Annotated in this window: 16 protein-coding genes; 8 read left to right on the top strand and 8 right to left on the bottom strand. The window is 61.0% G+C overall.

The features are described from left to right. Nucleotides 1-242: 242 nt before the first annotated feature. The 4 genes from EKN07_RS01970 to EKN07_RS01955 all read left to right on the top strand — a co-directional run bounded on the left by EKN07_RS01970 (nucleotide 243) and on the right by EKN07_RS01955 (nucleotide 5,076). Nucleotides 243-1,304: a galactitol-1-phosphate 5-dehydrogenase gene (locus EKN07_RS01970; protein WP_108715576.1), complete on the top strand. Its 1,062-nt coding sequence runs from the start codon at nucleotides 243-245 to the stop codon at nucleotides 1,302-1,304. Nucleotides 1,305-1,327: 23 nt separating this feature from the next. Then, on the top strand, nucleotides 1,328-2,287 hold the full coding sequence (locus EKN07_RS01965) for a sugar-binding transcriptional regulator (RefSeq protein WP_126145526.1): 960 nt from the start codon (nucleotides 1,328-1,330) through the stop codon (nucleotides 2,285-2,287). Nucleotides 2,288-2,536: 249 nt separating this feature from the next. Further along, nucleotides 2,537-4,222: a ribulokinase gene (locus EKN07_RS01960; RefSeq protein WP_108715573.1), complete on the top strand. Its 1,686-nt coding sequence runs from the start codon at nucleotides 2,537-2,539 to the stop codon at nucleotides 4,220-4,222. Nucleotides 4,223-4,254: 32 nt separating this feature from the next. Beyond that, entirely contained in the window at nucleotides 4,255-5,076 is an 822-nt protein-coding gene (locus EKN07_RS01955) for a PD-(D/E)XK nuclease family protein (protein WP_126145525.1), read from the top strand. Nucleotides 5,077-5,124: 48 nt separating this feature from the next. On the opposite strand, the gene putP is transcribed toward EKN07_RS01955, so the two are convergent. The 4 genes from putP to EKN07_RS01935 form a co-directional block, all read right to left on the bottom strand. After that, nucleotides 5,125-6,639, bottom strand: coding sequence for a sodium/proline symporter PutP (gene putP / locus EKN07_RS01950; RefSeq protein WP_126145524.1), 1,515 nt, complete (start codon nucleotides 6,637-6,639; stop codon nucleotides 5,125-5,127). A gap of 135 nt (nucleotides 6,640-6,774) precedes the next feature. After that, nucleotides 6,775-7,488, bottom strand: a complete 714-nt coding sequence (locus tag EKN07_RS01945) for an HAD family phosphatase (RefSeq protein WP_108715571.1) — start codon at nucleotides 7,486-7,488, stop codon at nucleotides 6,775-6,777. Then, complete coding sequence (locus EKN07_RS01940) at nucleotides 7,478-8,665, bottom strand: hypothetical protein (protein WP_241228099.1); 1,188 nt, start codon at nucleotides 8,663-8,665, stop codon at nucleotides 7,478-7,480. The genes EKN07_RS01945 and EKN07_RS01940 overlap by 11 nt, the downstream gene beginning before the upstream one ends. 53 nt (nucleotides 8,666-8,718) lie before the next feature. Further along, nucleotides 8,719-9,552, bottom strand: coding sequence for an undecaprenyl-diphosphate phosphatase (locus EKN07_RS01935; RefSeq protein ID WP_108716669.1), 834 nt, complete (start codon nucleotides 9,550-9,552; stop codon nucleotides 8,719-8,721). 87 nt (nucleotides 9,553-9,639) lie between these two features. On the opposite strand from EKN07_RS01935, the gene EKN07_RS01930 reads away from it, so the two are divergent. After that, the gene (locus tag EKN07_RS01930; protein ID WP_108715569.1) at nucleotides 9,640-10,578 is read left to right on the top strand and encodes an aldo/keto reductase; all 939 of its coding nucleotides are present in this window, start codon (nucleotides 9,640-9,642) and stop codon (nucleotides 10,576-10,578) included. Nucleotides 10,579-10,669: 91 nt separating this feature from the next. On the opposite strand, the gene EKN07_RS01925 is transcribed toward EKN07_RS01930, so the two are convergent. Beyond that, nucleotides 10,670-11,056 carry a hypothetical protein gene (locus tag EKN07_RS01925; RefSeq protein ID WP_108715568.1) on the bottom strand — a complete coding sequence of 129 codons (387 nt, stop codon included), beginning with the start codon at nucleotides 11,054-11,056 and terminating at the stop codon, nucleotides 10,670-10,672. Between the two features lie 192 nt (nucleotides 11,057-11,248). Between EKN07_RS01925 and EKN07_RS13085 the strand changes: the two genes are divergently transcribed. Then, complete coding sequence (locus EKN07_RS13085) at nucleotides 11,249-14,824, top strand: S8 family serine peptidase (RefSeq protein WP_126145522.1); 3,576 nt, start codon at nucleotides 11,249-11,251, stop codon at nucleotides 14,822-14,824. 212 nt (nucleotides 14,825-15,036) lie between these two features. On the opposite strand, the gene EKN07_RS01915 is transcribed toward EKN07_RS13085, so the two are convergent. Both EKN07_RS01915 and EKN07_RS01910 read right to left on the bottom strand, forming a co-directional pair. Further along, nucleotides 15,037-17,097, bottom strand: coding sequence for a M3 family metallopeptidase (locus tag EKN07_RS01915; RefSeq protein WP_241228098.1), 2,061 nt, complete (start codon nucleotides 17,095-17,097; stop codon nucleotides 15,037-15,039). 2 nt (nucleotides 17,098-17,099) lie between these two features. After that, nucleotides 17,100-17,984 (bottom strand): GNAT family N-acetyltransferase, encoded by an 885-nt coding sequence (locus tag EKN07_RS01910; RefSeq protein WP_126145521.1) that lies wholly within the window; start codon nucleotides 17,982-17,984, stop codon nucleotides 17,100-17,102. Nucleotides 17,985-18,076: 92 nt separating this feature from the next. Here EKN07_RS01910 and EKN07_RS12450 point away from each other — a divergent pair, with 92 nt between their 5' ends. Together EKN07_RS12450 and EKN07_RS01905 are read left to right on the top strand one after the other, a co-directional pair. Next, nucleotides 18,077-18,235, top strand: coding sequence for a hypothetical protein (locus EKN07_RS12450; RefSeq protein ID WP_164546574.1), 159 nt, complete (start codon nucleotides 18,077-18,079; stop codon nucleotides 18,233-18,235). Continuing rightward, nucleotides 18,213-18,506 carry a GNAT family N-acetyltransferase gene (locus EKN07_RS01905; RefSeq protein ID WP_164546573.1) on the top strand — a complete coding sequence of 98 codons (294 nt, stop codon included), beginning with the start codon at nucleotides 18,213-18,215 and terminating at the stop codon, nucleotides 18,504-18,506. The genes EKN07_RS12450 and EKN07_RS01905 overlap by 23 nt, the downstream gene beginning before the upstream one ends. Nucleotides 18,507-18,590: 84 nt before the next feature. On the opposite strand, the gene EKN07_RS01900 is transcribed toward EKN07_RS01905, so the two are convergent. Continuing rightward, on the bottom strand, nucleotides 18,591-18,863 hold the full coding sequence (locus EKN07_RS01900) for a GlsB/YeaQ/YmgE family stress response membrane protein (protein ID WP_206435648.1): 273 nt from the start codon (nucleotides 18,861-18,863) through the stop codon (nucleotides 18,591-18,593). Nucleotides 18,864-18,920: the final 57 nt, after the last annotated feature.

The following is an 18,920-nucleotide window of genomic DNA, read 5'->3' as shown; positions in this document are numbered from 1 at the left end:
GCGGGACGGTGCGCACCGCGCGAGATCCACCGCATCCGACAGGTGCTGAGAATCCTGCTCGAGTACCCGCATGACCCGCGCAGTACCCGTCTATGTAGGAGATGAATGCTCATATGTAGGTCTTTGCACCATATGCTGACGAGTGCCCGGCGGCGGTTTACATTGGTGGTGTGGGGCTTCATCCCGGGTACGCCCCACATCATTGATTCATATAGCTTCGACGAGGAAGACACGGTGATGAAATGAATGACACGATGGCTGCAGTGCAGATGTACGCCCCCGGAGATATCCGCATGGAGCAGGTCGCCAAGCCACGGCCCGGTCCGGGTGAGGTTCTTATGAAGGTGGCCGCCTGTGGCGTATGCGGCTCGGATCTCGCCCGCATGTACAAAAAGGGGCCGCATAAGCTACCTCTGATCACCGGTCACGAGTTCTCCGCCTACGTGGAGGAACTGGGACCGGGAGTGAGCGGGCTGCAGGTCGGTGACCTGGTCACCGTTCCGCCGATGATTCCCTGTTTCGCGTGCGCTCCCTGCCTACAGGGGCAATTCTCGCTCTGTGAGAACTACGACTATTACGGCTCGCGACGCCATGGAGCCTATGCCCAGTACGTCGCAGGACCGGCGAATCTGCTTCTAAAGGTACCGACCGGTCTCGATGCGCGTGCCGCTGCGATGGTTGATCCCAGCGCGATTGCCCTTCACGCGATCCGACGCACAAAGATAACGGTTACCAGCCGGGTAGCCGTGTTGGGCGGTGGCGGGCCTATCGGTCTCTTCGCTATTCAGTGGGCACGCATTCTGGGAGCGGCAACGGTTGTTGCGGTAGATGTTTCGCAGGAAAAGGCGGAGTTGGCACGCCGCGCCGGCGCAGACGCGGCATATGCGAGCTTCGATGACTTGGAGTCTGCAACGGGCAGCGGCTTCGACGTCGTGGTGGAGACGACCGGTGTGGCCGCGATCGCTGATAGGGCCGTCGGTATCACCGCTCGGCACGGCGATGTCACGCTTATTGGCATCCCCAACGCCGCGGTAGAGATTTCGGAGCGCAATTGGGCCCGCCTGATGCGACTCGAGATTGATATCCATGGTTCCTGGAACTCCTTCGGCGCACCCTACCCAGGGCCGGAATGGACCGCGACACTGGAGCATTTGGCACGCGGATCCCTACAGTGGGAGTTCATGATTACCCACGAGGCGGGCTTGGAACGCGTCGATGAGTTAATTCGTGCCATGTACGAGCGCACTATCCACTCCTGCAAGGTGTTGTTTCTACCTAACGGCCGGAACCTGCCCACGAACTGAATGCGACAGGGAGGGTATCGGCGATGCGTGCGGGAAGTGCGGAACACGAGTACGCGATGGTTCGCGCCGCCGAACTGTATTACAAGGATGGCTTGTTGCAGTCGGAGGTAGCCGACCGATTGCGCGTGTCGCGATGGAAGGTGGGACGTCTCCTCGAGGAGGCACGTGCGCGTGGCCTCGTGGAGATTACGATTCACCACCCGACATCGCGGCGTGGCGACCTCGAATCCCAACTCGTCGACCGTTTCGGCTGCGCCGAGGCGGTGGTGGTGCAGAGCCAGGACACCAGCGCCGCCACCACGGCGCTGGTGGCACAGGCGTCGGCATCGTACCTGACGGAGATGCGTCCCCAGCCGCAAAGCATCGGCTTTTCCTGGGGACGCACCGTGGCTGCCATCGCCTCCGCACTTCCGGACAGGGCCTTCATCGGCGCGGATCTTCTCCAACTCAATGGCGGTGCTCCCTCGGTGGACGGCACGGTTGATGCGGCGAGCATCCTGCGATTGGTCGCGGCGAAGTCTCGGCAAGCGCGAACGCGACTCCTTCCCGTACCCGCTATCGTCAGTGATCGCGAGTTGGCCAGAAGGCTCTGCTACGACCACGCGATCGCTGACACCCTCAAGCTCGCTACCAGTTGTGACGTCGCGGTATTTTCACTCGGGGCCCTTTCTCCGGGTTCGGTACTCGTTCGCAGCGGTGCGTTGACCGATGAGGAGCAGCTTGAGCTTCAGCGTTCGGGCGCGGTTGGGGACGTGCTCGGACATTACATCGACCGGTCGGGGCGAGTGGTCGATCTCGAACTCGACTCGCGCACAATTGCGCTTGCACTCGATCAGATCGGTCGCATCCGGCACGCCATTGCGGTAGCGGTGGGAGCCGAAAAGAGCGAGGTCACATACGCCGCGCTATACGCCGGTCTCTGCTCGGTTCTGATCACCGAATCGGCCATTGCCGAAAATGTCCTCGGCATGTCACAGACCTAGTACCGCAAGGCCCACCGCGAGGCCGCAGGCGGTTATCCGGATCACGCCGCATTCGGTACCGCCGGGGCCTTTCTCTCGACGCCCGGCGTTCGACGACGTCGGCGCACACTCCCGCACATGAACTGCACGTAGCGGCATGGCGCGGCTCACTCGACTCCCGCTGCGGGAGTCCACTGCATCCGGCCCGCGATGCGAAGCCTCTCTTGGCACTCAGCGGGTCTCTCTTTATACACAAGGAAGGCAAAGACAATGAGCGAACAATATGTTATCGGCATCGACTTCGGCACACTGTCCGGTCGTGCCACCGTCGTCCGCGTAAGCGACGGCAAGGAACTCGGCTCGGCCGTTCGCGAATATCCTCACGGGGTGATGGATGAACGGCTCACCGCCGCAGACAACCGGGAGCTACCCCCTGACTTCGCACTCCAGGTACCCTCCGACTATTTGACGGTGCTGGCCCATGTGGTACCCGCGGCTCTGCGGGAGGCGCACGTCGATGCGGCGCAGGTTATCGGGATCGGAACGGATTTCACGTCGGCGACAATGATTCCCACTACCGCCGACGGGACTCCGCTCTGCCAGTTGCCCGAGTTTGCCAACGAACCCCATGCCTACGCGAAACTTTGGAAGCATCATGGTGCCACCGAACAGGCAGAGCGGTGTATCGCCGTCGCACGGCAGCGTGAAGAGACATGGTTGGCCCGTTATGGCGGACGCATATCCTCCGAATTCGTCATTCCGAAGGCACTGGAGACGTTGGAGAAGGCTCCTGCCGTATACAGTGCGGCGGCCTACTACATCGAAGCGGTTGATTGGATCGTATGGCAACTGTGCGGCAGGCTCATCCACTGCGCCGCTAGTGCGGGATATAAGGCGCTTTTCCAGGACGGACGCTTTCCGAGCCGCGACTACTTCGCGGCGTTGAACCCCGACTTCGCGGACTTCATCTCCGAGAAGTTCGATGCACCCGTGTTGCAACTCGGGGAGCGCGCGGGAGGCTTAAGTGCGCCAATGGCGGCGTTGACGGGTCTACCGGAAGGAATCGCGGTGGCGGTCGGACAAATCGATGCACACGTGACCGCGCCAGCCGCACAAGCCATAGCACCCGGGCAAATGACCGCGATCATGGGTACGTCGAATGTCTATATCGTCAATGGTGAGACGGCCCGCGATATTCCGGGAGTCTTCGGTATTACCGCGGGAGGAATCTCGGCTGGACTGTGGGGGTACGAGGGCGGCCAGTCCGGTGTGGGCGACATCTTCGGCTGGGTGGTGGATAACATCGTTCCCGCCGACTATCGCGCACAGGCCGATCACCGCGGTATCTCTGTGCACACCCTACTGACCGAGAAAGCCGCCGGTCAGGCCATTGGAGAGCATGGACTCATCGCTTTGGATTGGCACAACGGCAACCGTTCGATCCTCAATGACGGCAATCTGTCCGGCGCGTTGATCGGGATGAGTCTGACAACACGGGCCGAGGACATTTACCGCGCCTACCTGGAAGCAACGGCATTCGGCCTGCGCGTCATCATCGAGAACTTCGCCGCTCACGGCGTCCGCATCACCGAGATCGTCGCCGCCGGTGGCCTATTGAAGAATGAATTCCTCATGCAACTGTATGCGGATGTCACACGAATCCCACTATCCATTTCCGGCTCCGGGCTGGCGAGTTCCCTCGGCGCCGCAATCCTCGGCGCCGTCGCCGCCGGTGCCTACCCGGATGTCTACCAGGCCAGTGCCGCCATGGGAACGAAGGTTCCCCATGCGTATACGCCCAACGAGGAGGCAGCCGCGCAATACGACCGTCTCTACCGCGAGTATCTGGAACTACATGACTATTTCGGGCGTGGCGGCAATCCGGTGATGCATTCGCTTAAGGCGTTGCAGCGCGAAGTGCACCACGAATCGCTGCCCGAAGGCGATGCGGTGTAATTCTGTCGGAGCCGCGCGGTACCGTTGGAGGCATGACAACGCATGCCGCCCTCTCTCCCTCGCGGACCAAGGATTTCCGGCAATGTCCGCTGCTTTTCCGCTTGCGGGCTATTGACCGAATGCCGGAAGCCCCGTCATTGGAGGCGCTGCGCGGTACTCTCGTACATTCTGTGTTGGAGCATCTGTTTGATGCGCCGGCCAGGGACCGTACCGAAGAGACCGCGCAGCAGCTTCTCCACTCGTGTTGGCAGCAACATCTCGAAAAACGCCCCGTCGACGCCGAACTCTTCGAATCAGACCGCCAGCGGCAGGAATGGTTGGAATCGGCGAGCGTGCTCGTGGGCAACTATTTCCGGATGGAAACACCGAGTTTTCTTGAGCCTGCGGCGCGTGAGACCTTTGTCAACGCCCGTTTGAAGTCCGGCCTCGCCATCCGCGGGATTATCGACCGCGTTGACCGGGCTGCCGATGGTGCACTGCGCGTCGTCGATTATAAGACGGGCAAATCACCGGCGCCGCGTTTCCAGGACGGCGCAATTTTCCAGATGCGTTTCTACGCGGCGGCGCTCTACTTATCACGTGGCACGCTTCCGGTGCGCACACAGCTGATCTTTCTGAAGGATGGGCGCACGCTCACCTACGATCCGGTCGCCGAAGATGTCGACTCGCTGGCACAGGAATTGGATTCGGTCTGGTCGGCAATCGAAGAGCGTCTCGACACCGGAGAATTTGAGCCGCGTACCAGCCGTCTGTGCGACTGGTGCCATTTCAAGGAATTCTGCCCCGCCTTCGGCGGCATGCCACCGCAGATGAATGCGGAAGGTGCCAGTCACCTGCGCACCGCCCATAGCTAGCGCACCGCAACTAGTGCGAAACAGTCATGCATCGCGCGTGCCCCCGCATCACGCTCCGCCCTCCCCGGACGGCACCCGGTCCTCGCTCAAGGCAGCAACCGCGGCGTCGAACTCCTCTTCCACCTCGGGAGGTGGCGTTCCCAAACGTGAAACGCACCCGGCGGCCAACAGATTGCCGACGAAGCCGGGGACTATCTCATAAAGGTCAAAAATATTGCCCGGTCCGCCGGAGATATTGCCCCATATCATCACCAGTACCGCACCGGTCACCATACCGGCTGCCGCTCCGGCGGAGGTCAGCTTCTTCCAATAAAGGCTGAGCAGGACTGTAGGACCGAACGAGGCTCCGAAGCCGGCCCAGGCGAAGGCCACCAGAGCCAAAATGGTGTTGTTGCGCTCCCACGCCATGACCGCGGCGACCACTGCAACACCGAGTACCGCCATGCGTGAGTACATAACGAGACGATTAGTCGATGGGTTCTTATGGGTGATCGACCGGTAGAGGTCTTCCACCAGTGCCGATGACGTCACCAGTAACTGCGAGGCGATCGTGGACATAATCGCTGCCAGAATTGCGGCCAGCATGAAGCCGGCGATCACCGGGTGAAAAAGCAACTGGCCCAGGGCGATGAACACCGCTTCCGAATCGGCGAGTTCGCCCTTGTCATGTTGGTAAACGGCAACTCCAACAATGGCAGTAAAAGCCGCCCCAATGACTGCGAGCAGCATCCATCCAATGCCGATCCGCCGCCCCGCCTTCGCCTCGCCGGGTGTCCTGATTGCCATGAAACGCACGATGATATGCGGTTGACCGAAGTACCCCAAGCCCCATCCGAGCGCGGAAACGATTCCCAACACGGAGGCGCCGCCACCCAACATCGTCCAATATCCCGGATCCACCTTACTGACGGTGTTGACCACAGCACCCCAACCGCCGACGTGGATAATGCCCACCACGGGCACCATGATCAGCGCACTCACCATCATGATGCCCTGCACGAAGTCCGTGTAGGAGACTGCGAGGAAGCCGCCAACCAAGGTGTAAATGACGGTAATGCCCGCCACCAGCGTCACGCCGAGCCGATAATCCAGGCCGAAGGATGACTCGAAGAATTTGCCGCCTGACACCATATTCGCGGATACATAGAAGGTGAAGTACACCAGGATGATCAGGCCGGACGCCCAGCGCAGCAGGTGGCGGGAGTCATGCAGACGATTGTCGAAGAAACTCGGGACGGTGATTGAGTTCCGCGCGACTTCGGTGTACGTGCGCAGACGCGGGGCGACATAGCGCCAGTTCAGCCAGGCACCTATAGTCAATCCGATTGCTATCCACAGTTCGATCAAACCGCTGGCATACAGTGCTCCCGGCAACCCCATAAGCAGCCAACCGCTCATATCGGAAGCACCCGCGCTCAGTGCTGCGACCGCCGGGTTCAAGCCCCGCCCTGCAAGCATATAGTCGTCCATATCGTCGGTACGCCCGTAAGCCCACCAGCCGATCACAATCATCGCCACGAAATAGATGATCATGGCTATTGCTTGAAAGGTGGAATCACTCATTGGGCCCCCTCGGAACTGACACTGCAAACCGTAGACTACCGGCCGAGCCTTCCCCCTCGGGCGCGAGGCCGTCAAATGGGCAGCCGCAAATCCACCGCGATGCGAGCCAACGCTCGATCCCTTAAGTTGCTCAGCTCAATCGTTTCCGCGTGGGGAAAGAAGCGGGTCTCCTGCTGGGAGTGGTGCCGACATAAAAGCACGCAACTCCGACTCGCCGACCTCCTGCAGACTGTTGACGCGCAGTAGAAGGGGCCAGGAGGGGATCTCTACCAGGAAGGGCACCGCGACGGCATGTGACCGAGCCGCCATGGCCGAACGGACCCCAAAGACGGAGTCCTCAAAGATGACGCAATCGTCGGCTGCGACGTCGAGCCGTTGCGCAGCCAACAGGTACGGCTGCGCCGAGGGCTTACCCGCGACCTCGCTGTCGCTCGCAACACTGACCGTCAGCGATCCACGTGGAGCACTCTCGCGAATAACGTCCGCCAACTCCTGGAAGGAGGATGTGACAAGCGCCGTTGGAATGCCGAGCCGAACACAGAGTTCGAGCAGCTCGTAAGCACCCGGGCGCCAAATAACACCAGAGGTTCGCGCAACCTCACACACTCTGCGGCTCATATCGGCGGCCAGTTTCTGTGCCGAGGCTTCCAGGCCATCTTCACGGATGACCTTGGCGCACACCCATTCCAAGGGAGCACCGATGGTCGTGCGCGCACGTTCCTCGGTCCAGGTGACCCCGAGTGCACCGAGAATGTCTCGCTCCGCCGCGTACCACCACTTCTCCGAGTCGGTTAACGTGCCATCCATGTCGAAGAGAACGGCCGAGGGAAGGTTGCTATCACGCGGCACGGGGAAACTCCACTCCGAGTAATGTCGTAATCGCTGATTCTACGGCCACCCCACCCGTCGGGTTTTCCGCCCACCGATCTATAGTGCGCAGTGCCTCCGGCGAATTCAGGTCCGTAGCGAGGGCCTCCCATACCCGCCGAACCACCGCTTGTGAAGTCTCGTCGTCGGGAAGGGCCGACGACATGCGCAATGCCCGCTCCCATAGCTGCAAGCGGGTGTGCGCTGTGGACAGCTCGTCGTCCGTATACTCCCAGTCTTCCCGGTAATGATGCGCCAGCAGGCACAGACGGATTACCCGCGGGTCGACGCCGCGGGCGCGCAACTGTGATACAAGGACGAGATTTCCAAGCGACTTCGACATTTTCTCGCCCGCGTAACCGACCATACCGACATGCATATGCACACTCACCTGACCGTTGCCCGCTGTCAGTGCACGCAGATGTGACTCACTCATCTCGTGGTGTGGGAACAACAGGTCCGATCCGCCGGCCTGCACCGTGATCGATTCCCCGAGTTCGTCGCGAGCGATCAGCGCGCACTCGATATGCCAACCGGGCCTCCAGTCTCCCGGTGCACCGCCCGAAGGCCGAAAGTCCTCCCCACGCACGCCCTTCCACAGTTGCGGGTCGAGTGGGTGTCGCTTGCCGGATCGTGTGCTATCGCCGCCGTGCGCGTCGAAAGTCTTCTCCAGATCCAGGTCGCGGAAAACCGGGGCCGAGACGAAGCGCGAATCTGCCGAAAGATCGGCGTAAATATCCTCCGTATCCCCCGCACCGGGCACGCGGTAGGCCAACCCTCGTGCCTCGAGATCACGCACCACACGCTCGAGATCGTCAAGCTTCTCCGAGACGGCCACCCAAGCGTCGGGAGGCAGCACCCCCAGGGCATGCATATCCTCACGGAACAGCGCAATTTCCTGATCGGCGAGTTCGCGCCAGTCGACACCGGTATCACGTGCCCGCTCGAAAAGGGGATCGTCGATGTCGGTGACGTTCTGCGCGTATCTCACCTCCGCACCTGCGGCATGCCACAGCCGTAATAGCGTGTCAATACTCACGTAAGTGAAGGCATGGCCAAGGTGCGTTGCATCATATGGCGTGATGCCACATGCAAACAGGCGTGGCTGCCGCGCAGCAATGGATCGAAAACTGTCCGAAGAACTGTCGTACAAGCTCATCTCGGGAGCCGACCCCGGTAAAGAAGCCGGAACGGATACCGCCCACGTTTGCATTAGTACACCGCCAATGTTCCGGCTGCCAGCAGCGCCACCACAACAGCCGCCAGCACTATCCGATAGATTACGAAGCCAATGTATGACCTGGTCGATACCAGTTTAAGGAACCAAACGATCACGGCATAGCCCACGGCGAAGGCAACTGCTGCCGCAAGCAGTGTCGGGCCGAGATCGAGGGTCCCCTGCCCGGAGGACTTGAACAGTTGGAAGAAGCCGGAGGCGAGAATCGCTGGAATTGCAAGGAGGAAGGACACGCGGGCCGCCGCTTCGCGTGTGTAGCCGAGTAGCAGTCCAACGGTGATGGTGCCACCCGACCGTGACACACCGGGGATTAGGGCCAGTGCTTGACCGCACCCCAGAAGCAGCCCGTCGCGCAAGGTGATATCGGTCAAGGTCTTCGAGCGGCGTGAGAAACGGTCTGCCAGTCCGAGCAAAATGGCAAATCCGGCCAATACCGCCGCCACCAAGTACAGGTTGCGCAGTTTCGACTCGATGGTGTCCTGGAAGAGCAGTCCGAGGACGGCTATCGGTATGGTGCCGACGATAACCACCCATCCCATGCGTACGTCCGGGTCGCTCTGCGCCACGGGATTGCGCCAGCGCAGCGGTAGTGATCGGAACCATTTGGAGATGATTCGTGCAATATCGCGGCGGAAGTAGCAGATAACCGCCAATTCAGTGCCGATTTGGATGATGGCGGTGAAGGCGGCTCCCGGGTCACCCCAGCCAAAGAGATCACCGACAATACGAACGTGTGCCGATGATGAGATCGGCAGGAATTCGGTTAGGCCTTGAACACTGCCCAGTATGAGCGCTTCGATAATTCCCACGCGGGCCAGCATAGCGGTTACACATGATGTTGACGAAGAAGGCTCACTTAACCGTGTAAGGTGCCATGGTGCACTAGGCTTCGCATTATGAGAGAACGCGCAGTAGGACGTAGTGGTCTAGTCGTCGGTGAGGTAGGACTCGGAACACTGACGTGGGGACGGGATACCGACGAGGCAGAGGCACAGGAGCAGCTGCGCGTGCTCCTAGACGCGGGCGGATCTTTACTGGATACCTCCCCCGCTTTCGGACAAGGTGCCTCTGAGGCCCTGATCGGAACACTTCTGGCCGAAAGATTCCCGCGTGAACGGCTCGTTATCTGCTCGCGGGCGGGCTTCCGCTCCACTCCTGCCGGCCCGCGTTTCGGCGCTGGACTGGGAGCCATTCGTGACTCGGTGGCCGAATCCCTTGCCCGCCTGGGCACTGACTACCTCGATATTCTTCTATTGGCCGCGCCCGATCCCCTGGCACCGGACGAGGAGACGGCGGCAGGCTTGAGCGGGCTTGTAGCTTCTGGGCAGGTTCGGTACATCGGGCTAATGGGGTACCCGGCATGGCGGGCTGCCGCCCTGCAGCAGTTGCTTGCCGAGCGGAAGTTACCTGCGCTTATTGTGATCGAAACGGAATACTCCCTGCTGGAACGTTCCTGCGAGGCCGAGGTCGTTCCCATGTGCGGGCATATGGGCATGGGACTCTTTGCCAACTCTCCGCTGGGCCGGGGCGTTCTCACGGGCAAGTACCGCCACTCGATTCCTCCGACCTCCCGCGCCGCGTCGGAGCACCTTGCCGCTTTCGTCGATCCGTACCTCGAGGAGAGGCCGCGCCGCATCGTCGAGGCGTTGACACGGGCCGCCGATGGACTTGGACGCACTCCCGCTGACGTTGCGCTCGGCTGGGTCCTCGGTCGCCCTCAGGTTGCCAGTGCCCTGCTCGGAGCGCGGACCGCTTCCCAGCTGACTTCCGTTCTCGGCGCGATTGAGGATCTGCCCTTCCTCGTGGCCGAAGCGCTCGACGACGTCACGCAATAGGTCGGCGTGAAGCAGTCGACGCCGTCGTGTCCGGCAGCGCCCCGGCAGGCCGAGTGCGCACCGGGGCCGGGCGGCACGCATGGTCAGTCACCTACTCGTCGTCGAGATCGTCGTCATACTCCGGATCGTCGGTTGCCTCGTCGACGTCGTCATCCTCATAATCATCGTCGAGGTCGTCCTCGTAGTCGAGGTCATCCTCATAATCCTCGTCGTCGAGGTCGGTGAAGCGTTCACCGGCGTCAAGATCGTCGTCGAACTCGTCCGTCACATCTTCCTCTGTGCTGTATACGTCCAATGGCGCTTCAACGCCACACTGGGTGAAGAGGAAATCGTCGTACAGGGTGTAGGCATTCACAAGCAGCTCGCTCGCCTCGATCACACTGGGTGCGCCAGGGTCCTGTGCCGTTACTGCCGCCTGATGAAATGCTTCGAGTGCCCCAATGAGTCGGTCGAATGCTTCGCGCGGGTCGGTAGCCATAGGTTCAGCCTAGCGCCCACCACGTTGTAAGGCCACACTTAATCCGCCTTTCACGCCAGAGTCGAAATGCTGATCGTCAAAGCAAGCTTGTCCACCATGAAAGCCGACCGTGCATGATTGCGTTCACGGTGTGAAAATTGTCCAACACCGTCCGTCCACGTGCGGACGGTACCCAGACGAAGGGAATCACACATGACGAAATACTCCTCAAGGAGATGGCGCATCGGTACGGTCCTAGTGGCTACCGCCGCTCTCGGTGCCGGTGCCGCCGCACCTGTTTACGCCGATCACGACGAGGTCCCCGCGGACCTGCCTAAGGCCGATCAACTACTTGACACCGCACATCAGACAAGCGGCTTTACGGGCAAGTGGTTTGTTGAGCTGAGTGCAGACCCGGTGCTCGCCGGTGGATCTAGCACTACGATCAGCAAGCAACAACAAACATTTGATCGGCAAGTTTCCGACGACGAAGTCGAGATTCAGAACTCCTTCGACCAGACGTGGAATGGACTCACGGTCACAGCCACTGCGGAGGGCCTCGACGAGATTACCAAGGCTTCTAACGTGACGGGTGTTTATCCCGTTCTCGTCGTCGAACGCCCGGACGAAACCCCCGATTTCACCGCCTCGCCGGATATGTTTAGCGCGCGGGACCTCACGGGGGCCTCCGTGGCCCAAAACGAGTTGGGACTCACCGGTCAGGGCGTCAAGATTGGCATCATCGACTCGGGCATCGACTATGACAACACGGTTTTCGGTGGTACCGGTGTGTCCGGTGAATCGACCTTCCCGACACCTAAAGTGGTGGCCGGCTACGACTTCGTCGGTGATTCATTCAACTCGGATACCTCCGATGCGAACTACGATCCGACTCCCCAACCGGATGAGGATCCCGACGACTGTGGCGGTCACGGAACCCATGTGGCTGGTATTGCCGCTGGAGATGACACCGCTTCCGAGCTAAAGGGCGTCGCCCCCGACGCGCTCCTCGGTGCGTACCGCGTCTTCGGTTGCGATGGCTCAACCGATTCCGACATCATGCTGCAGGCGATGGAACGCGCCGCAAAAGATGGTATGGATGTTGTGAATATGTCCATCGGTGCTTCCTTCCAGACGTGGCCGAATTATCCGACCGCGGTGGCGGCCAACAATATGGCCGACGCAGGCATCGTTGTTACCGTTTCACAGGGTAATTCGGGAGAGCGCGGCATCTTCTCCGGTGGGGCTCCGTCCGTAGCGAGTAAGGTTATCTCGGTGGGCTCCGTCGATAACACCTTTATCACGCTACCCTCCTTCCAAGCCGCCGACGGACAGGTCTACGGATATCTTTCCGCTAGCAATGCCCCGACTGCGCCGAAGAGCGGGACTTTTGAGCTGGCTGTCTACCCCGACGGCCAGAAGACAGGAGCCGTATCGATTGGCGATGATTCCTTCACTGGCAAAGCCGTCCTCGTCTCACGCGGCACCTCAACCTTCTATGACAAGGCTGCTGCCGCGCAGGCCGACGGAGCTGCCGCTGTTATCATTTACAACAACCAAGCGGGCACCATCAATGCCACGGTTGCGGGTGATCCGCCGATCACTATCCCGGTTGTCACGATCACGCAGGAGCAAGGTGCTGCGCTGGAAGCCTTGGCCGCCGCAGGCGATGCCAGTATCACCTGGACGGATCAGACCACGGCTTCCGAAGACCCTGCCGGTGGTCAGATCTCTAGCTTCTCTTCCTACGGACTCGCTGCTGACCTGACCTTGAAGCCAGATGTGTTGGCACCGGGTGGAAACATCTATTCCGCCTATCCGCTCGATGCTCCCGACGGCGATGGTTCCGGCTTTGCGACTTTGGGTGGAACGTCGATGGCGGCACCACATACGGCCGGCGCGGCAGCCCTCGTCCTGCAGGCCAATCCGGCCGTCAGCCCGGACCAGGTGCGGACAGTACTGCAAAACACTGCGAATCCGCTTGAGCTCGCCGACAACACCGGCGTAGTTGAAGCGAAAGAGGCAATTCATCGCCAGGGCGCGGGACTGATTGACGTTCCCGATGCCGTCGCGGCTGTTACCTCCAACCGTGGTGCCGGGGTGAAATCGCTGCCCTCCACCATTACGCCGTCGAAGATCTCCCTGGGTGATTCGGATTCCAACGAACCAACGACGCTGACCATCACGAACCGCTCCGATGAGGAGGTCGTGTACACGCTCAGTGCCGACACGACCCCGGCAGGTACGTGGGGGCCGAACCGTTACTTCTTCAGCCTGGTGGGATTCGACCCGCAGGTCACATTCTCCGCGGATACCGTGACCGTGCCGGCTGGAGCGACTCGGACGGTTGAGGTCACTATTGACGAGCCGACACACTTTGCCAGTACTGCCACCGGTGCACAGTATGACTTGCCGGCGGGAGCCATTTACGGCGGCTACGTTGTGCTCAGCGGTTCGGATAATACGGTACGCCAGGTGCCATTCGCCGGTTTGAAGGGCGATTACGAGACCGATCTCGAATTCTTACATAGCACGTGGACCTACGGTGACGTCTACTCCTCCGCCACGCTGGCCCAGGCCGGTATCCCCGAGGATCGACTGCTATTCCAGCAGCCCACTCTCGCGCGACTGACCGCGTGCCCCAACGGGCTCTTCTTCGGTCAGGAGTGCATGGATTCCGATGCGGAGTATCGCTTGGAGGATGCGGACGCGGTTTACACCATGGCCGACGGCGACGTACCGATTGTTGCCTTGCACCTGGAGAATCCGGTGAGCATGTTCGACATTCAGGCCTACCATGCCAATGCCGACGGTTCGAAGGGCGATCCGGTCTCCGAATACGGCTCCGTCTACCATTCCGATGGCGCGGGAGCGAACTCCGGCACGGCCATGTATCTGTGGGATGGCACGTACTACGACTCGGCCAATACGGATACTGCTCTCGACGTGCCCGATGGCCGGTACATCCTCGAAGTGACGGTCACCAAGGGCCTCGGGCAAGCACAAAACGGCGAAAACAACGAAACGTGGACCAGCCCCGCATTCGTTGTCCGCTCCGATCCGAATGCGGAACCGACCGATCAGCCTGAGCCGGCCGAGCCGCGTGCCACACTGATGAACAGCTGGGACTCGGATGCGTCGACCCTGGTCGGCCCCCTTGCTGCGGGAGTTGTACTTGTCGGTGACTGGGACGGCGATGGCGTTGATACCTTCATGTTCCGCAATGGCAACAAGTTCGCCTACTCGGACGGATTCGATACCGCAGGCGGGACCAGCTCCGACGGCCTGACGAGCTCGTCCTTCCATTACGGGCGTGTCGGCGACGAGGTGCTTGTCGGTGACTGGGACGGCGACGGCAAGGACACCCTCGCAGTACGTCGCGGCAACACCTTCTATATTGCCAACACCCTGGCTGGCGGCAACGCGGACACCACTTTCACCTTCGGACGCAGCGGCGACGAGGTGCTTGTCGGTGACTGGGACGGCGACGGTAAGGACACCCTCGCGGTCCGCCGCGGCAACGTCTTCTTCGTCAACAACACCCTACGAGCCGGCGCCGCAGAGACGTCTTTTGCATACGGACGCTCTGCCGATGCACTCCTGGTAGGCGATTGGGATGGCGACGGGAAAGATACCTTCGCGGTGCGCCGCGGCGACACCTACTTCCTGACCAACTCGCTGCGCGGCGGCAATGCTGACGCAACGTACACGGTGGGAAGCGCCACCGGGACGGTTGCGGTTGGTGACTGGGACGGTGACGGCGTCGATACCCTGGTGCTACTTCCCTAGTCTGTCCAACTCCCCCGGGAGCTAGACACATCAAGAGGGGCCCGCGGCACGTGCCGCGGGCCCCTCTCCTATTCCGATAGGCGTTTATAGACCAACCGAAGGCCACCACCGCCCCGCAGAGCAATGCCACATGGTGGTGCGCAACGAAGACCGGACGCGACGGCGCTGGGCACACGTACACATCTGTTGCTTCGCGCCGTCGCCACTGGGTATCACCTCTCTAGATTGCGCCGTCGCAACAGGGCCCTTGTATCAACGTCGCGGCCACGCAACTGGCGGAATCCCTCCATCGGGTCACGCGAGTTTCCGCGTGAGAGCACACAGGCGCGCAACCGCTCACCCGCCCGTCGATTCAGGCCGCCGTCGTCGCCATTGGCTCCTTCCGTGCGTAGCCAATCAACCGTATCCGCATCCAGTGCTTCGGACCACAGGTAGGAGTAGTATCCGGCACTGTAGTCGCTACCGAAAATATGCTTGTAGTACGTGGAGCGATAGCGCGGTGGTATCAACGGTGTTCCCATGCCGGTGGCTTGCAGAGCTTGCCTTTCAAACTCGGTAACCGCTGCATCCTGTGTGGGAACATCTTTGATTCGCAGCCGGTGCCACGCTTGATCGAGAAGCACCGCCTGCAGCATCTCCGATATGGCGAAACCATCCTCACCGTCGCCCTCGCTGCGCAGATAGGCGGCGAACGACGTCGGGAGGGCTGCTCCGGTTTCAACGTGCCGGGCATAGGAGGCAAGTACCTGAGGGTGCGCCGCCCACACTTCGTTGACCTGCGAAGGATATTCGACGAAGTCGCGCGGGACTGCAGTGCCGGCCGTCGAGGGCCATTCGACGTCACTCAGAAAGCCGTGCAAGGCGTGGCCGAACTCGTGGAAACACGTGGTCACCTCATCCCATGTCAGCAGGGTCGGTTCTCCCGCGGGCGGCCGTGTGATATTGAGGTTGTTGCAGATGATCGCATGGTGGTGACCACGGCGGGAACGGTCCTGCAAAGAATGCATCCATGCTCCCCCGGCCTTTCCGGCACGCGCGTAATAGTCGCCGAGGAAAAGACCCAACACCTGGCCGTCCGCGTCGCGGACCTCCCACACTCGCATGTCGGGCGCATAGCCGCGTAATTCGGGGCGCGGGACGAATTCCAGCCCGTAGAGGCGATTCGCGGCGAAGAAAACCCCGTTCTCGATCACGTTCCAAAGTTCGAAATAGGGTGAAAGGTCTGCCTCGTCGATGGCTGTCTTCTCCCTACGACTCCGCGCCCGTTCGTAGGCCCAATCCGCTGCGGTAAATCCGCCGGATACGCCCTGAGTGACTTCCCACTCCGCACCATCTGCACGGTATTCGGCCACCAGCGCCTCACGCTCGGCCTCCACATTCCTGCGTGCCGGTTCAACCAAGGATGTCAGGAATGCGTCAATGGCCCGCGAAGACCCGGCGGTGCTCGCAGCGGCGACGTATGCGGCGTAATCCGCGTAGCCGAGTAACTCTGCCTTCTCCGCGCGCAAGCGTGCCGTCTCCAGCACAATATGGCGCGTATCCGATTTGGGATCATGACCGTCACCCCGCGCCAGTGCCGCCTCCAACAGCCGCGCTCGGGCTGCGGCACTGTCCAGGTTTGTCAGCAGTGGCTGTTGAGTCGGTGCACGCAACACGGCGAGAAATGGATGACCGTCCGCCAGCTCGGGATGCGCAGCGGCGTCAGCCGCGAGCCCGGCACGCTGATTATCGGTGAGGCCGCGGATATCCGCCTCGCTGAATGGCACGGCGCCCACCAGTGAACTGCGCACAACACGTTGGTTGAATTCGGTCTCCAGCACCGCCAGCCGCGCGTTGATCTCTCGCAATCGCTGCCGAGGCTCCGCAGGCAAATGCGCACCGCTGGCACGGAAGCGTTTCAAGTGTTCGCTGATCGTGCGTGCGGTCTGTTCATCGGTCTCGGACCCCGCAAGCACCTCGAAGCGTTGGAAGAGCTGCGGATCCTGGTAGCGCGCATCTTCGTACCGCGCCAGGGGCGCACTGAGTTCAGCTTCCACAGCCTCCCACTGACTTCCGCCCACCGATCCGGAGTATGTCCACAGCAGACCCAAGTCTGCCCTAAGTTCGGCGTCACCGAGTTCAAAGGGAACCAGTGTGTTCTCCACCGTGGCGTGTTCTGTTTGCGATGCGATGCGCTCCAGTTCTCGGGCGCAGGCGGTCAGTTGCTCGCGAATACGCGCCGCGAGACCAGCGGGCGTTATCGACGTGAAATCGGGTAGTTCATCAACTAGCACGATCAGATTCTAGGCGCTCCGTGGGCCGGGAAGGGCTGGCTGGAAGCCATGACTTGCCTACCGGCGTGCCGATACCCGAGCCGCTCGTACAGGTGCCGGGCGCGGTCATTCCCTGACCACATACCGAAACTCACAATGTCGTGGTTCGTAAGTTCGCGGCGTGTCGCACCGGCCATCAGCGCCCCGCCGAAGCCGCCTCCGCGTGCAGTCGGAAACGTGCCGAGGCCTGACAATGCGGCGACGGGCCGACCGTCCATATCACGTCGGTCGTGTACCCCTACTACCGATACCAGCGCGCCGTCGTCGTCGCGCAGTCCCCACCAGCGGTGTCCATCGGGATCACGTAACGCGTCGGTTGTCGGGTTCGCGACTATGAGCAGCTCTACCACCTCTTGGACATCGTTGACCACTTCTACGCGCTCCTCACCGCTGCGGGCGGCAACAGGCGTCGTCGTCCAATAGGCATCCCACTCATTACCCCAGTGGGAAGGCAACCAGCTTCGCACCCGCGTCGATATCACCTTTTGAATGCCGTCGGATACCAATGCCCAATCTGGGCGCGGAAGATCGCCGTGGCGCTCCAGTTGCGTGGCTACGGCATGCTCCTCGCCCTGCGCAAAGAGGCGGAAGGCGACCTGTGTACTACCAGCCGTAGGATCCGAATGCTCCGCAGCGTGCTCGCCCGTTGCAACCGGCTCTGCCACCATGAGGATGGCCGCTTCCTCCTCATCGACATTCCACAGCACATCAAAACCCCGTTCGGGAGCCGCGTGAAGCCAATCGGCCATATGAAGACGCCAGAATATCGAGGACGTGCCCCGGAGCTTCTCCGCGGCAGGTCCGTAGGAGTCGGTTACTTCCCACAGATCCGTGTGCGACGACTTCACCGCAAGCCTCCTTTCCTCCCTGATTCACGCATGTCAGTATCATAGGCGCAAGAAGCGACACTGCCAGCAACGGCGGAAGTGAGAGTATTTGAATGACCGAATCGAAAAGAGACATCTCAAAAGTCCGCTACGACAACGAGATTCGGCCGCGAATTCATGAACTTCTCCCCCTGTATTCCAGCGTGGGATGGGATGCCTACACAGAGCCCGGAGAAACTATATCAAGCGGTGACGAACTCACTGTGGTGTGAAACCGCTTGGCGGGATGACACCCTTGCGGGCTTGGTGCGAGTGGTCGGCGACGACGTCTCCATCGCCTACGTCCAAGACCTGCTCGTAGTGCCGGAACTACAGGGGCAAGGCGTAGGAACGCGCCTCCTGAATGACGCTCTCGACCGTTTCGCGCACGTGCGGCAATTCGTGCTGATCACAGACGACGACGCCAAAACTCTCGCATTCTATGCTCGCAGCGGACTTGGGTCCGCCGAATCCGCCGCAGTCCGCTGCCTTTTGCGCGGGTAGCCACGGGAACCTGTAAGGGCTGAATCGGACATGAACAAAAGGGTGGGGCACCCGGTTCGCCGGGTGCCCCACCGCCCTATGACGCTACCTCTTTCGCGTGAGCGCGCGCCACACAAAAGAGAACAGAATCGCGCCGACAACCGCTATGAGAAATGATCCCAGGGACCACGGGTCGTTCAATACCTGCTCGACCCCTTTGCCTCCAATGAGGCCCCAGAGAAAACCTCCCACGATGGCACCAACGATGCCCAGACAGATGGCTCCAATCCAGCCACTGCCCTGGTCGCCCGGCATCAGGAGCCGCGCCAACGCTCCTGCCAGCAATCCAACAATTAACCATGAGATAACGGTCAGCATGTCTATTGCCCTTTCTGTTGTCGTGGACCACCGTCAGCCGTAGTACAAGGCGGCTGT

The organism is Actinobaculum sp. 352 (genome assembly GCF_003957265.1).
In the GTDB taxonomy this organism is placed as follows: Bacteria; Actinomycetota; Actinomycetes; order Actinomycetales; family Actinomycetaceae; genus Asp313.
Note: the sequence above shows the minus strand (reverse complement) of the source record. Positions and strands in the feature narration are given on the sequence as shown.

Coding starts and splice junctions, on each gene's coding strand:
- EKN07_RS01970 (WP_108715576.1), top strand. CDS start 243: ATGAATGACACGATGGCTGCAGTGCAGATGTACGCCCCCGGAGATATC.
- EKN07_RS01965 (WP_126145526.1), top strand. CDS start 1,328: ATGCGTGCGGGAAGTGCGGAACACGAGTACGCGATGGTTCGCGCCGCC.
- EKN07_RS01960 (WP_108715573.1), top strand. CDS start 2,537: ATGAGCGAACAATATGTTATCGGCATCGACTTCGGCACACTGTCCGGT.
- EKN07_RS01955 (WP_126145525.1), top strand. CDS start 4,255: ATGACAACGCATGCCGCCCTCTCTCCCTCGCGGACCAAGGATTTCCGG.
- putP (WP_126145524.1), bottom strand. CDS start 6,639: ATGAGTGATTCCACCTTTCAAGCAATAGCCATGATCATCTATTTCGTG.
- EKN07_RS01940 (WP_241228099.1), bottom strand. CDS start 8,665: ATGAGCTTGTACGACAGTTCTTCGGACAGTTTTCGATCCATTGCTGCG.
- EKN07_RS01930 (WP_108715569.1), top strand. CDS start 9,640: ATGAGAGAACGCGCAGTAGGACGTAGTGGTCTAGTCGTCGGTGAGGTA.
- EKN07_RS01925 (WP_108715568.1), bottom strand. CDS start 11,056: ATGGCTACCGACCCGCGCGAAGCATTCGACCGACTCATTGGGGCACTC.
- EKN07_RS13085 (WP_126145522.1), top strand. CDS start 11,249: ATGACGAAATACTCCTCAAGGAGATGGCGCATCGGTACGGTCCTAGTG.
- EKN07_RS12450 (WP_164546574.1), top strand. CDS start 18,077: ATGACCGAATCGAAAAGAGACATCTCAAAAGTCCGCTACGACAACGAG.
- EKN07_RS01900 (WP_206435648.1), bottom strand. CDS start 18,863: ATGCTGACCGTTATCTCATGGTTAATTGTTGGATTGCTGGCAGGAGCG.